The organism is Polaromonas sp. AET17H-212 (genome assembly GCF_002379085.1).
GTDB lineage: Bacteria > Pseudomonadota > Gammaproteobacteria > Burkholderiales > Burkholderiaceae_C > Polaromonas.
In genome coordinates, this window is the sequence record NZ_NBZW01000017.1 from 1 (window position 1) to 13,333 (window position 13,333).

The window sequence follows — 13,333 nt, forward strand, 5'->3', positions numbered from 1 at the left end:
GTACGCATACCTGAAGGACATCCTCGAGCGGCTGCCCACGCAGCCGGCCAGTCGCGTCCAAGAGCTGCTGCCGCATCGCTGGCAGGCCCCTCTCTCCACTACTTGACCCTGTCGGCCGTCGTCAAGACGGGATCACCGCGCGCTTACGGGACATCGCCAGCGCCCTGACGCTCATCGGCTGAAGCGCTGGCGTGCGTCTGGGCATCACGGGCGGGCGGCCCATACCGCTGTAGGGCTCGGGTGGCAGTGGCTTGACCCCGGGGGGCCAGACCACGACGGCGGACGTGACCCCCACCGCATAGAGCAAGCCCATGTCGCTGAGGGCCTGACGGAATGCGTTGTCCACGCCGTAGCCGGCATCAGCCAGCACGCAGTGGCGCGGCGCGCCTTCGGCCAGCAAAGTGCGCAGCCGCTCAAGGGCGATCTGCGTCTTCGTGGCGAAGCGCACCTCATCGGGCACGCCGGCCTTGGCGCGGCGTTCAGTATCGGCAGCCCAGTCTTCGGGCAGATACAGCTGCCAGGCCACGGGCAGGCTGCCCTGGGTGCTTGCCAAAGAGATGCTGACGGCCACCTGGCAGTTGTCCTGCTTGCCCAGCATCCCGCAGTACTGGCGGGCTACACCGACCGAATGGCGGCCCTTCTTCGGGAATCCGGTGTCGTCGATGATCCACCAGCCGCCCTGGCTGCAGTCCATCTTCGGTATCACCCACTGGCACACCCGCCGAAGCATCTCTTCATGGGACCACTCGGCTTTGGCCACAAAGTGGTGCAGCGCTTGGTGTCGGGCGCTCGCGTGCATCGGGTCCACCCGCGCGGCCATCGGCTCCACGCTCTTGCGCGACAGCGGGAGCATCAGGCCCGTGCAGTAACCACGAAGGCCGGCGTGCCGGTCCGCGTGACCCAAGCCTTTACTCAGGTGGTCAAGGTAGAGATCAAAGCGCTCGGCTGTATTCATCGATCCTCCGGCACGAAGTCGAGAGGATCACATCGTAACATTTATGACACAGTAAGATTAACGTTGGGCGAATTGGGCCTTGACCTCGGCTTCGAAACCCAGCAGTTTTTGAACGCTGGGACGCATTTCCACTCGCTGCATGTGAGCTATGCAATGGGTGAATCGCGACAAATCGGGCTTGAGAAAGCCGCTACGACGCATGACCCAGTAGAAATACACATCAGCGCAACTGAATTGGTCCAGGAACCACTCGCGTCCGGCAAGCATGTCATCGGCAATCGCCAGCATTTCAAACAGCGACTCGGACCCCAACGCCTTGACATTGTCGGCCGTACCTTCAATCGAACAATATCGCTCCGGACGTGCCTGCTGAGTAATCTTGGGATGCAAGCCAGCTGCACACCACGACATGATTGAAATGGCCTTGGCCTGCTCGAGCGGGTCTTGTGGTAGCAATCCAGCCTGCGGGAACGTGCGGGAAATCCAGATCTGGATGGCCACGTTTTCAGTCAACGGATAACCGTCGATGATTAACGTAGGCACCTTTCCCTTGGGGTTGAGGCGCAAATACTCTGGGCTGTGGTGCTCGTCACGACTCATGTCGATATTGAGGGTATCGAACTCGGCACCGGCTTCGGTGAGTAGGACGTAGGGGACCAGGGAGCAGACGACGGGACTGAAGGCGAGAGTGAGTTTCATGGCGTTCCTTACAAGTTGCGAAAAAGAAAAATTAATTCAGTACACCCAAGCTGCGGCTTGCAAGTGTCGTTATCCGGGCCGCCGCGCAGAGTAAATTGCGATGATGAGGTTGACTGAGCTTCAATCCACCTTTCCTAAAGCACGCAGCACCTTTTCTGGCGTGATGGGTTGGGACCAGACGTGCGCATCAAAAGGTGCAATAGCATCGTTGATTGCATTCATCACTGCGGCTGGAGCACCAGCGGTGCCAGCTTCTCCAGCGCCTTTCGCACCGAGCTGACTGCTTTGCGTTGGCGTTTGTACGTGGGCCACTTCGATGTCGGGCATCTCGGCGCTCATCGGCACCAGGTAGTCGGCCATACTGGCATTGCGCATCAGGCCTTCGTCGTCGTAGAGGCACTCTTCAAGCAATGCGCCACCAATGCCCTGAACGATGGCACCGCGGATCTGCTCGTCCACCAGCTTGGGGTTGATGACACGACCACAGTCCTCAACCGCCCAATGCTTGAGCAGCTTGACAAAGCCCGTCTCAGGATCGACCTCGACATAGGACGCCTGCACGCCGTTGGTAAAAATGAACGGGTAAGCGCGTTGGGCATAGTGACGGGTGACCACCAACTCCGGCGTGAACTCTGGTGGCAGCAGATCAGAGCGGTAATAGGCAATGCGTCCAAGTTCGGCCAGCGACAGCAGGCTGGCCTTGCTGCTCGCATCGATCACTTCGCCGCGACGTACGTCCAGTTCAATCGCGTCGCGCTTGAGAATAACGGCTGCCACCTTCAGGATGTTTGCGCGCAGGGCCTTGCCAGACTGCAGCACAGCCTCGCCACCAATGCCCGCGCCGCGTGATGCCCAAGTGCCACCGCCGTAGGGCGTAACATCCGTGTCGCCCGTGACCACACGAACCTTGGTCAGGTCCACGCCGACCGCGTCTGCCGTAACCTGCCGGTAAATGCCTTCGGTGCCTTGCCCCTGTTCTCCGACGCTCACCAGCACCGTTACGGTGCCGGACGGATCAAGGCGCGTGGTCGCCCCGTCCTGCGAAGCAATACGTGCGCCACCAACACCATAAAAAGACGCGCTGGGGTTGGTCAACTCGATCAGCGTCGCAAAGCCGATGCCGCGGTAGATTCCGCGCTCGCGCAAAGCGGCCTGTTCGGCCCGCAGCGCCGGGTAGTCCATCAGCGATTCAATTTTGTCGAGACAGGCCTGATGCGACAGCACTTCCATCCGGATACCGCTGGCGCCCGTGGCCGGAAATGCATCATCAGGAATCACGTTCCGACGGCGAAATGCCAGCGGGTCCATGCCAATGCGCTGCGCCGCCAGGTCCACCAGCCCCTCAGTCACAGCACAGGCGATCGGATGACCCACACCACGGTACTGACAGGTCGGCGTCTTGTTCTGGAACACCACATCCAGCTTGGCGCGGTAGTGCTGATGCTTGTAAGGGCCGCCTACCAGATTGACGACCTGATTGCCTTCAATCGCACTGGTACGCGGGAACATCGAATAGGGGCCGACCCCTGTCAGGTCTTCCATGTCGAACGCCAGAATATCCCCATCACGCGTGGCGGCCAGACGAGCCTTGACGCGATGATGGCGCGCATGGATATCGCTGGTAAACGACTCCAGGCGGTCAGCAACAAATTTCACGGGCCTGCGGCACATCATCGAAAGAGCCACGGTTGCAAAATCATCCGGATAGGCATGCACCTTAATGCCGAACGAACCGCCGACATCCTTGCACAGCACGCGCACCGCGGTCTCGGACAAGGAGAACTGCCGGGCATACAGGTCCTGCATCATGTGCGGAGCCTGGCAGGAGTGGTAGACGGTCAGACGCTGGTCCGCACTGTTCCAATCGGCGATCTGACTGCGTGGCTCCAGGGTCACACCAGTATGACGCCCGAACTCGAAGGTGATGTCCACCACCTCGTCTGCCCGCGCGAAGGCTTCATCCACGCCGCCGGTGTCCAGGCTGCGCGAAAAACACAGGTTATCCCCCAACTCGTCATGAATCAGCGGCTCATCCGGCCTCAGGGCTGTCTCGATGTTGACCACGGGCGGCAGGCGCTCGAAGTCGACCATCACGAACTGCAATGCGTCTTCGGCCTGCTCACGCGTCTCGGCGACGATGGCCACGACCGCTTCGCCCTGCCAGCAAGCGCGTTCAATCGCCAGTGGGTACTGCGGCGCGGATTTCATGCCTTTCAGATGTTCCAGGGTAGCCACCCAGGGCTTGCAGACTTTGGCAATGTCATTGCCATCGGCCACCATGATCACGCCGGGCATGGATTTGGCCGCCTCGGCATCGATGGAGAGTATGCGGCAGTGCGCCACCGGACTGCGCCAGAACACCACGTGGGCCATGCGGGGTAGCACGATGTCATCGACATAGGTCCCCTGCCCCTGAACCAGGCGGCGAATGCCAGGACGCTCGGAGCTCGCACCGATGTAGCGTTGATCAGTGGTCACCGGGCGGAGAAGATCAGCCACTTTGGTGGGACGTTCGCGGGTCTCGACGGCGTTGACAGCCTGCGGATGGATGGTCGTCGTGCTCATGCGACGCTCCCTGCGGTCACACGACCGGCTCGGATGGCAAGCGTTTCACAAATGGCATCCACTATGGAGTGGTAACCCGTACAACGGCAATAGTTGCCGCTGATCCACTCGCGCACTTCAGACCGTGTGGCATCAGGCTTGCTCTCCAGCAGCTCTTTGGCGGCCATGACCATGCCTGATGTGCAAAAACCGCACTGCAAGGCGTTGTGCCGCACAAAGGCCTCTTGCAGGTCCTGCACGTCACCGTCCTGGCTCAGGCCTTCAATGGTTCTGACCTTGCAACCGTTGGCCTGTACCGCCAGGGTCAGGCAACCGCGCACGATCTTCCCTTCGACCTCAACAGTGCAGGCACCGCAAACCCCGTGCTCACAGCCCAGGTGCGACCCCTTGAGTCCGAGTTCATTGCGCACGAAGTCAACCAGATGCTGGCGCGGTTGGACACTGCACCTGTGGGCCTGGCCATTCACGGTCAGGTCAATCGTCTGAAGATCAGCCATGGGAGTTTCCTAAAGTCTGTGGTGTGTGTGGATCAGGCGCGGAGCGCCATGCGACTGTGGTGAGCGGCCGTAAGCAGCCGGGTGACCAGCACGGTGGCAAGGTGCAGCTTGGTGCCACCCTCGTTGTGCAGATCAGCCATCGGATCCAGCTCTTGCTTGAGCGAAACGACAACCGAAGCCAGCGCGGCGTCGTTAAGTTGCCCACCCTCAAGCAAGGCCTCGGTCGCAGGAGCACGCAACGGGGTAGCGCCGAGACCCAGAAAGCTCAGGCGAATTCGCGTCAGGGTGCTGCCGTCGAAGCGGGCCGCGATGGCCAGGCCTGCGATGGCGTAATCACCGTGTCGACGCGCCAGTTCGTCAAACCCGAACCAGTCGGCGGTACTCGTGACAGGCACATCCGCGCTGACAATGATTTCGTCGGGCTGAAGATCGGTGGTGTACAAATCCCTGAAAAAATCCTTCGCTCCGATGCGCCGCTGGCCCTTGGGTCCCTGCACCACCACCACACCGTCGAGCGCAACCAGGCAACAGGGCCATTCCGCTGCGGGGTCACCATAAGCAATGGAGCCGCCCCACGTACCGGCGTTGCGGATCGCCCGGTGAGCGATGTGTGGCGCGGCAGCGCTCAGCATGGGCGCATGCTCGGCCACGAGGTCCGACGACTCGATGCTGCTGTGGGTGACCAGCGCACCGATATGCAAACGGTCACCACGCACCTCGATACGACGCAGCGCATCAATGCCGGCGATGTCAATCAGAAGGGTCGGCTCTGACAAACGCATGTTGAGCGTCGCCAGCAAGGTCTGGCCACCGGCCAGAATGCGGGCATCGTCGCCATGCTCGCCTAGCAGCGCCAGGGCGGCAGCGACACTGTCCACCTTCACATAGTCAAATTGAGCAGATTTCATGGAGTCCTTGCGGGTCTGATGTGGGGTGAACCGGGATTAAAAGAGCCGGGCGCCAAGCCACACGCCCAGAGAGGTGGAGGCGCAGCCCAATGCGAACCACAGCACCCGGCTGAACTCGCCAAATCCGGACGTGGGGGCCAGTGGGACCGGCGAAGCCCGGTTCACTGCCACGGCAGGCTTGGATGCGGTGGCCGCGGCCGCGCCGTCAACCGCGCTATCTGTGCAAACTGGCGCCTCGGCAACCGGTTCAGCCTGCGGCTCCAGTTGAAGTCGCAAAGCGCCAAAAAACTGATCCGCCAGCTGCTTGGCGGAGGCGTCCATCATGCGTCCACCGATCTGACCGAGCTTGCCACCCACAGAAGCCTTGACGGTGTAGGTCAGATGGGTGCCATCCGGCGACTCCAGCAAGGCAATCTGGGAACGACCGGACGCCATGCCAGCAGCACCACCAGAGCCCTCAAAGCTCATGACGCAGCCTTCGTTGGGCACGACCTCTGACAGGGTGACCTTGCCGCTGAAACGAGCGCGAACTGGGCCCACTTTGATCATGACCCGGGCCTTGCGAACCGTGTCGGACTCTTCGATGACCTCCTCGCAGCCCGGGACACAGGCTTGGAGCACTTGCGCATCGTTGAGGGCGGACCAGACTCGCTCTCGCGAGGCGTTAATTGCAACTTCTCCAGCTAATTCCATGGGATGCCTGCACAATCTGTGTATAAAAACTGGCCCGCTTGCGGGTTTGCACTGATGGCCGTATTAACCAACCGTTAAACAATGATATCCATGATTGACAATTTGGTAAATAGAAAAAGCACCCGTGGTAACCCTGAAACCGCGACAGATTTGAGCGATGTGGCCGCCAATGAGGTCCCTGCGCCTGCCAAAAGGCGGCGAATGTCGGTGGAAGATCGCGAGCGCCACATCGTGGACGGCGCCATCACCTTCTTCTCTGAACATGGCTTTGACGCGCAGATGCGCGAGCTGGCCACGGCCATCGGCGTGACCCACACGCTGGTCTACCACTACTTTCCGACCAAACAGGCCCTGATCGACCGGGTTTATATTGAAGTGTTCGTCGGTCGCTGGAAGCCCGAGTGGGAGGACCTGCTGAACGCCAAGAGCCTGAGCGCCGAGGAAAAGCTGATCCAGTTCTACGTCGACTACGCGCGCACGGTGCTGGCGCGGGAGTTCGTCCGCATCCTGATTTTTTCGGGCCTGACCGACCGCAGCATCACCGACCGCTTTTTTAAGATGCTGGGCGACAAGCTGTTTCCCCGCATCATTCGCGAGACCCGACGCCATCGCGGCTGCAAGAGTCGCAGCAAGACCACGGTGCGTGAACACGAACTGCTGATGGGGCTGCACGGCGGCATTTTCTACGGCGGTTTGCGCCGGTTCGTCTATGGCCAGGCCATGCACGACGACAGTCCGGCGATGGACGACGAAACCATCATTACCGACCGTGTGCGCAGCTATCTGCAAGCGAGTCTTGAACTCGAACCCCGCGCAAGCGAAGACACCTGACACCACCACCACCCCTATGAACCTGGCCATCAACCACTTTTCCATTCGCACAACCGACCTGCAGGCCACACAGCAGTTCTATGAGCAGGTGCTGAGCCTGACTGTCGGACCACGACCTGAGTTCCCGTTTCCCGGGGTGTGGATGTACAGCGGCGACCATGGCGACATCGCCAATGCGGTAGTGCACGTCATTGGCATCGATCCCTCAGACACAGCGGGGCTTGCCAATTACCTGGGCGACCGGAACAGTTCGACCCTGCACGGCACGGGCTGCATCGATCACGTGGCATTCAGCGCCACCGGGCTGGACGTCATGCTCAAACACCTCGCACACCTGGACATTGAAGTGCGTGAACGCACTGTTCCCAGCCTGGGACTGCACCAGGTATTCCTGGACGACCCCAATGGCGTCGTGGTAGAGCTTAACTACCCGGCCAGCGAAAAACTCAGCGCTGCAGCCTGAACGCGCTGCATGGCACACGTTCTCATTGCAGGCGGGTCCCTCGGCGGACTCATGTGCGCCAACCTGCTCGCGCGAGCCGGACACCAGGTCTCGGTGTTTGAAAAGGCCGCCAGCGCGCTGGATGGTCGGGGCGCCGGCATCGTCACCCACAGCGCGCTGATCCAGGGACTGTATCGGTGCGGCATGCCTGTGGGCACCGAGTTAGGCGTCTCTGTCCCGTCGCGCATCACCCTCGGGCAGCAGGGCGATGTTCTGGGCGAGCTGAATATGCCGCAGGTGTTGACCTCCTGGAGCCGGCTCTACCAGATCCTGCACGGGCTCTTGCATGAAGCGCCCAGGGCCACGCTGCATCGCGGGGTTGTCGTCTACGGATTCACTGAGACCGGCACGGGCGTCAATCTGCAAACCAGCACCGGCGACAGCACCGGCGACCTGCTGATCGGTTGCGATGGCCTGCGCTCGTCGATCCGGCGACAACTCTGGCCTGCAAGCTCGCCAGTCTATGCGGGCTACGTGGCCTGGCGTGGTGTGTGCCCCGAGAGCTTGTTGTCACACGAGTGCCTGAATACCGTGTTTGAGCGGTTCGGTTTTTGCCTGCCAGCCGGTGAACAGCTGATTGGCTATCCGGTTGCAGGACCGGGCAACCAATGTGCCGCGGGTCAGCGCGCCTGGAACTTTGTCTGGTACCGCGCAGCCGCAACCGGCCGTCAGTTGGAGACGCTGCTGACCGACGACAACGGCCAGCACCATCCCGAGGGCATCGCGCCGCACAAGGTGTCCCGCCAGCAAGTCGAGCGGATGCGAAATGACGCAAGGAACCTGCTTGCACCTGTGTTCGCAGAGATTGTTGAGAAGACCCTGGAACCCTTTTTGCAACCCATCAGTGATCTGGCAACGCCGCAGATGGTTCAGGGTCGCGTGGCCCTGCTGGGTGACGCCGCTTACGTGGCAAGGCCCCATGTTGGCATGGGCGTCACCAAGGCGATGCAGGATGCGCTTGCGCTGGAAGCCGCTTTCAGCGAGCACGGCGCAACGTCAGCAGCGTTAGTCGCCTATTCCGAAGCGAGGACTTCGATCAATCGCCAACTCGTGGATCGCGGCCGTCACCTTGGCGCCTACATGCAAAGCTCAGCGCTTGAAGGATCAACGTTGCCTCCTCGCGCAGCTGCCAAAGTGATGTCAGAGACTGCCATCGACCTCGATTTTCCTGCTGCCACAATGGTTTGAACCAAAAAAAATGGACGGTGAATGCGCTGTCGCATTCACCGCCCCGTGGCCATCATCCCATCAGGACAGCGGCTGACCGTTGTAAGTCACCTGCACCACCGGTGGCAGCGCCGCCTTCAGCGCGGCATGCAAGTAGCACGTCTGAGCACCCATCACCAGCAGGCGTTGCATCACCTCGTCCGGTTCGTCGCCGTTGAGGAACAGGTGCGTGTCAGCAGGTGCCGCCATGCCCACCGTGGCGCCTTGCGCATCATGGCGAACGCCAAACGGGTTGTACTGCACCATGCGAATTGACCGCACCTTGTACTTAAGGTATTCGGCATAACGCAGCAACTGCGTCATGTAGCAAAACGATACGCCCGCCGACAGCAGCGCAAGACCAGATGGGGCGCTGGCGCCCGTCATGCTCAGCTCGTCGGTCTGAAAGCCAAAGTGGCTTCCGGCCGGCGCCTTCAACCAGGTCTGCACATCGACCAGTCCCCTGGCGATGTCGCTCAGTCGTGACTGTCCCATCACCCGCAGGTCGAATTTGGCACCGGCCGACGGCATGACCTCGGTCTCGACGGGTGGCTGAGGCACCTTGGTGATGATGCCCGCCCGGTCTGCGCCATCAGCCAATGGCGCTGGTGCGCAGCTGTAGGCTTTGAGCGGATCACGGGCATAGGCGACCGATGGCAGAGCCTGGAGCACGTCGCGCCGGATGCCATTGACATACAGCGCAAAGGTGCAGTCCAGCGGCGTCGTCATGGCCGCCAGGGCTGGCGACGCTTGAACGGCCTGCTTGACCAGCGATGCGACTTCAGCAGCCGGCGCATCGCCATTGAGCGTCAGGCGAACCTGTGCCGACTCGGCGCTTCCCTTGCCGTCGCCCTTGAAGAAGGAGCCGCTGAAAGAAAACACATTGTCCAGTTCAAGATCCACCGAAGCAATCCGCGTGCCCTGACGGTTGGCGAGCCGGCTGATCTGACCGAGCAGATCGGCCTGCAGGCCCGCATTGAAGAACCCCAGCGGAAATGGTGCCATGTCGCTGCCCTTGAGGTAAGGGCCTTCGTCGCTGACCAGGCGCCAGGCCTGGCCGTTGCCCGACTCATGGACGAGCGCCTCCTTTTGATGGGCCCCCATCGCCCTGGCATCCACTCGCAAGGTAGCCTGACCGGCCTGCGCGTCAAATATTCCGGGACGCTGGCCTTGGCGGTCAAAACAAAAACCCAGTGGCAGGCCGGAGCCTTCAATGCTGTCGAGAGTCTCAATCATGCGCGGCAACTTTCCTTATGGGTATAGAGCGATGAATACTTATTGAACGGCATACTCGACCGGTGGCACCCAACCCTCGGCCTTCAGGTGCTTGATGTAAGCCTTGAGCACGTTGGACGCTGGCAGACCCGTCTTGTCCATGTCCTTGGCTACCTTGTTCGGCCAGTCCTTGATGCCAGTGGCCCAGTCCTTGCGGGCAGCCGGTGTAATTTCAGTGATCTTGGCGCCGGCGGCCTTGAGCTTTTCCAGGCCCTGGGAGTTGCTCACGTCGAGTGACTTGGCCACTCGTAGTTCGTACTCGCGACCCACGTCAACGACGATCTTTTGCACGTCCTTCGGCAGCTTGTTCAGGCTCCGCGTGTTGACGGTCATCATCATCACCGCCACCGCACCGAGGTCAATCTTCTTGTAGTTAGGTGCCGGCTCATAGAACTTGAAACCGTTGTAGGCCGAAGGAAACATCAGGAAGCCTTCGAAAATGCCCGACTTCAACGCGTTGTAAGCCTCAGGCAGCGTTGTGGACACACCCACTGCACCCGAGCCCTGCAGCCACGGCAGGTTCGGACCAGCGGCACCCACTTTGCGACCTTTGAGGTCCGACAGCTTCTCCCACTCGAAGGTGGATCCGATGTGGTAGTTGTCAAAACCCGCCAGACCCAGCAGCTTCTGGCTGTGCTTTCTCTCCAGGTTGTCGGTCAGCTGCGGAAACTCGTCATACACCTTGCGTGCAGCGCGAATCGCCACCTCGGCCTTGGCCGGACCGAAGGGAGCCCAGTAGGGGAAGTTATTCAGCGGAACTCGGGATAACTCAAAGCACACGCACCAGATGCCGATGTCCAGCAATCCGGTCTCGACCGCGGCCAGCGTTTCGTTGGGCTTGGCCACGCTGCCCCCATAGGCTTCGGTGAACGTGATCGTGTGTCCCGTCTTCTCCTTGACCTGCTTGATGACTTCAGGAACGAAGAATTTTTCGGCTTCAAACACATAAGGTGACGGCGCGCTGGGAAAGCCGCTGCCGATCCGCAGATTGAACGTGTCAGCGCTGGCGCTGCCATGGATGGCGAAGAGCGTCGCACCAACGCACAATGCGCTCAAAGTTTTCTTGTAGAACATGATTTGTCTCCTCAGTAAGAGTTGAAGTTCAGAGAATCGCAGGAAGCAAGGTGGCAAGAGGCGGCACGAAATACACGATGAGAGCCAGCACGAGCAGCATCATCCAGTAGGGTGATGCGCCCCAAAAAATCTGACCCAAGGTCACCGCAGGATCATTGACGCACCCCTTGACGGTGAACACCACGAGCCCGAAAGGCGGTGTGATGATGCCCGCCTCGATCGACAGAATTCCGATCAACGCAAAGGCATAAGGGTCAATCCCGAAGGAGTTGGCCAGTGGCACAAAAATCGGCACCGTCAGCAAAATGATCGACACCGAGTCAATGAACATGCCCAGCACAAACCAGACGAGGACCATCGCCAGCAGCACCATGCCAGGGTCCATGTTCAGACCTGTTACAAAGGTCTGAACCGTGCCCCCCACGCCGCTGAGGGCCAGCAGTCGAGAATACATCTGGGCAAAGATCAAGAGACACATGATGGGCGCTGCCGCCTTGCCGGTCTCGCGAATGACCTCGACAAATCCTTCCCAGCGTACGCCTTTGATGAGCGCCAGAACCAGGGCCAGCAACGCACCAATGCCGGCACCTTCAGTCGGCGTAAACATCCCCGACCAGATGCCGCCCAGCACCAGGGCAATCATCACCAGACAGCCGCCGGTGCCGATCAGTTCTGATTTCGACAGCGGCGGCAAGTCGGCATCCCTGGACGCTGTCCCTGCATCTGCACCTGCAAGTTCAGGCTTGCGGCCAAAGGCCTCGGGTTTGATGATTGCGTAGACAATGCAAAACAGCGCAAACATCAGAGCCAGGGCAATGCCGGGCAACACCCCTGCCAGAAAAAGCTTGCTGATGGATTGCTGGGTCAGCACCCCCCACACAATCATCAGAATGGACGGCGGAATCAGCATGCCCAGCGAGGCACTGCCGGCGATACAACCCAGGGACACTGACTTGTCGTAGCCTGCCTTGCACATGGCCGGGTAGGCAATGCGACTGAAGGCAGCCGCAGACGCCACACTGACGCCGACGATGGCGCCGAAAACGGCATTGCCCAGCACCGTGGCCACCGCCAGGCGCCCGGGCACACGGCGCATCAACCGGTTGATCGAGTTGTACAGGTCCAGCGCCGCGCCAGATCGGGCCACGAACTCGCCCATCAGGATGAACAGGGGAATCACGGCGAACACGTAGTCCCGCAGTGCTTCGAAGGCGGTGGACGACAAAATGGAGATCGCCACGTCCGAGCTACCCGTGAGCAGGCCGACGCCAAGCACGCTGGTCAGACCGAGCGACACCACCACCGGCACACCCAGGGTGAGCAGCAGCATCAGCACACCAAAACCAAACAGAATCAAAGTAGTGTTAGCCATGTGCGACATCCCCGCGAGCCAGATTGAAGTTACTGGCGCTCATGAACAGAAAGTTCACCGCCGCGATGATGCTCATGGCCACCAGCAAGGTACGAATGGGCGCCAGAGGAATTTCGATGGTGGACACATTGCCCGCGAATTCGGAAATGGTCCATGCCTCAATCATTGGTCCCCATGCGCTGTACGCGACAGCCAGGAAGAGCACCGCGCCAAGAATGCAGGCAAAAGCCTGAAGTCGATCAATGGAACGGCGGGACAGGTAGATATCCAGGATCTCAGCGCGCAACATGCCGCCATTGCGAATTGCGGAGGGCAACTGAAGAAACACGATCGAGACCACCGAATTGGCAACGATCTCGGCCGTTCCGGAAAACGGCGCATTGAGCAATGCCCTTGAGCAGACGTCCAGCGCAATGAGAACCGCTATCGCAAACAACCAGAACGCGGCCGTCATGTGCGCCATATAGTTGAACGACACCAGACCTCGGTCCAGCGACTTGAAGGCATCACGCATGGCTCGACATCTCTGACATGAGGACATCCAAAGCCCAGCTCAACGAAGGGCACTTTACTTTGATCGCTCGCTCTTCAACCATCTGTGGCAAAACGCTTCTCCTTCGAGAACAAAAGACTCTTGATAAAGACATCATCAAAGCCGAACCAAGCTTCACAAAGCTTGATTGCAAGATATTATTTACCAATATGTAAACCGATTTTTGAATTGTTGAACAAGCGGTAAACAATAACATCCGGACA

At 60.1% G+C, this 13,333-nt stretch carries 13 protein-coding genes and 1 pseudogene; 4 read left to right on the forward strand and 10 right to left on the reverse strand.

Annotated elements, in window-relative coordinates:
• The coding region (locus B7G53_RS13800; RefSeq protein ID WP_141396335.1) for a transposase domain-containing protein at positions 1 to 106 on the forward strand (106 nt) is incomplete at its 5' end.
• A gap of 42 nt (positions 107 to 148) precedes the next feature.
• Here B7G53_RS13800 and B7G53_RS13805 read toward each other — a convergent pair.
• The 6 genes and pseudogenes from B7G53_RS13805 to B7G53_RS13830 form a co-directional block, all read right to left on the reverse strand.
• Positions 149 to 955 (reverse strand): annotated as a pseudogene (locus B7G53_RS13805) (IS701 family transposase); the annotation flags it as partial.
• Between the two features lie 57 nt (positions 956 to 1,012).
• Positions 1,013 to 1,654 carry a glutathione S-transferase family protein gene (locus tag B7G53_RS13810; protein WP_096668622.1) on the reverse strand — a complete coding sequence of 214 codons (642 nt, stop codon included), beginning with the start codon at positions 1,652 to 1,654 and terminating at the stop codon, positions 1,013 to 1,015.
• 120 nt (positions 1,655 to 1,774) lie between these two features.
• Positions 1,775 to 4,219, reverse strand: a complete 2,445-nt coding sequence (locus tag B7G53_RS13815) for a xanthine dehydrogenase family protein molybdopterin-binding subunit (protein WP_096668624.1) — start codon at positions 4,217 to 4,219, stop codon at positions 1,775 to 1,777.
• Positions 4,216 to 4,716, reverse strand: a complete 501-nt coding sequence (locus tag B7G53_RS13820) for a (2Fe-2S)-binding protein (RefSeq protein ID WP_096668625.1) — start codon at positions 4,714 to 4,716, stop codon at positions 4,216 to 4,218. The genes B7G53_RS13815 and B7G53_RS13820 overlap by 4 nt, the downstream gene beginning before the upstream one ends.
• 32 nt (positions 4,717 to 4,748) lie before the next feature.
• The gene (locus tag B7G53_RS13825; protein ID WP_096668627.1) at positions 4,749 to 5,624 is read right to left on the reverse strand and encodes an FAD binding domain-containing protein; all 876 of its coding nucleotides are present in this window, start codon (positions 5,622 to 5,624) and stop codon (positions 4,749 to 4,751) included.
• A 36-nt stretch (positions 5,625 to 5,660) separates the two neighbouring features.
• Positions 5,661 to 6,317, reverse strand: a complete 657-nt coding sequence (locus B7G53_RS13830; RefSeq protein ID WP_096668629.1) for a CoxG family protein — start codon at positions 6,315 to 6,317, stop codon at positions 5,661 to 5,663.
• A 201-nt stretch (positions 6,318 to 6,518) separates the two neighbouring features.
• Here B7G53_RS13830 and B7G53_RS13835 point away from each other — a divergent pair, with 201 nt between their 5' ends.
• From B7G53_RS13835 to B7G53_RS13845, 3 genes are read left to right on the forward strand one after another with little or no spacing between them, the layout of a single operon-like run.
• Positions 6,519 to 7,148, forward strand: coding sequence for a TetR/AcrR family transcriptional regulator (locus B7G53_RS13835; RefSeq protein ID WP_255250015.1), 630 nt, complete (start codon positions 6,519 to 6,521; stop codon positions 7,146 to 7,148).
• 16 nt (positions 7,149 to 7,164) lie between these two features.
• Positions 7,165 to 7,611 carry a VOC family protein gene (locus B7G53_RS13840; RefSeq protein ID WP_096668633.1) on the forward strand — a complete coding sequence of 149 codons (447 nt, stop codon included), beginning with the start codon at positions 7,165 to 7,167 and terminating at the stop codon, positions 7,609 to 7,611.
• A 9-nt stretch (positions 7,612 to 7,620) separates the two neighbouring features.
• Positions 7,621 to 8,838: an FAD binding domain-containing protein gene (locus B7G53_RS13845; RefSeq protein ID WP_096668635.1), complete on the forward strand. Its 1,218-nt coding sequence runs from the start codon at positions 7,621 to 7,623 to the stop codon at positions 8,836 to 8,838.
• Between the two features lie 60 nt (positions 8,839 to 8,898).
• Here the strand turns inward: B7G53_RS13845 and B7G53_RS13850 are convergent, their stop codons facing one another.
• Genes B7G53_RS13850 through B7G53_RS13865 form a run of 4 tightly spaced genes read right to left on the reverse strand, consistent with a single transcriptional unit; the run spans position 8,899 to position 13,091 of the window.
• Positions 8,899 to 10,092 carry a hypothetical protein gene (locus B7G53_RS13850; RefSeq protein ID WP_096668637.1) on the reverse strand — a complete coding sequence of 398 codons (1,194 nt, stop codon included), beginning with the start codon at positions 10,090 to 10,092 and terminating at the stop codon, positions 8,899 to 8,901.
• A gap of 39 nt (positions 10,093 to 10,131) precedes the next feature.
• On the reverse strand, positions 10,132 to 11,205 hold the full coding sequence (locus B7G53_RS13855; protein WP_096668639.1) for a C4-dicarboxylate TRAP transporter substrate-binding protein: 1,074 nt from the start codon (positions 11,203 to 11,205) through the stop codon (positions 10,132 to 10,134).
• 28 nt (positions 11,206 to 11,233) lie between these two features.
• Entirely contained in the window at positions 11,234 to 12,577 is a 1,344-nt protein-coding gene (locus tag B7G53_RS13860) for a TRAP transporter large permease (RefSeq protein ID WP_096668819.1), read from the reverse strand.
• Complete coding sequence (locus B7G53_RS13865) at positions 12,570 to 13,091, reverse strand: TRAP transporter small permease (RefSeq protein WP_176491366.1); 522 nt, start codon at positions 13,089 to 13,091, stop codon at positions 12,570 to 12,572. Before B7G53_RS13865 ends, B7G53_RS13860 begins: the two co-directional genes overlap by 8 nt.
• Positions 13,092 to 13,333 lie beyond the last annotated feature (242 nt).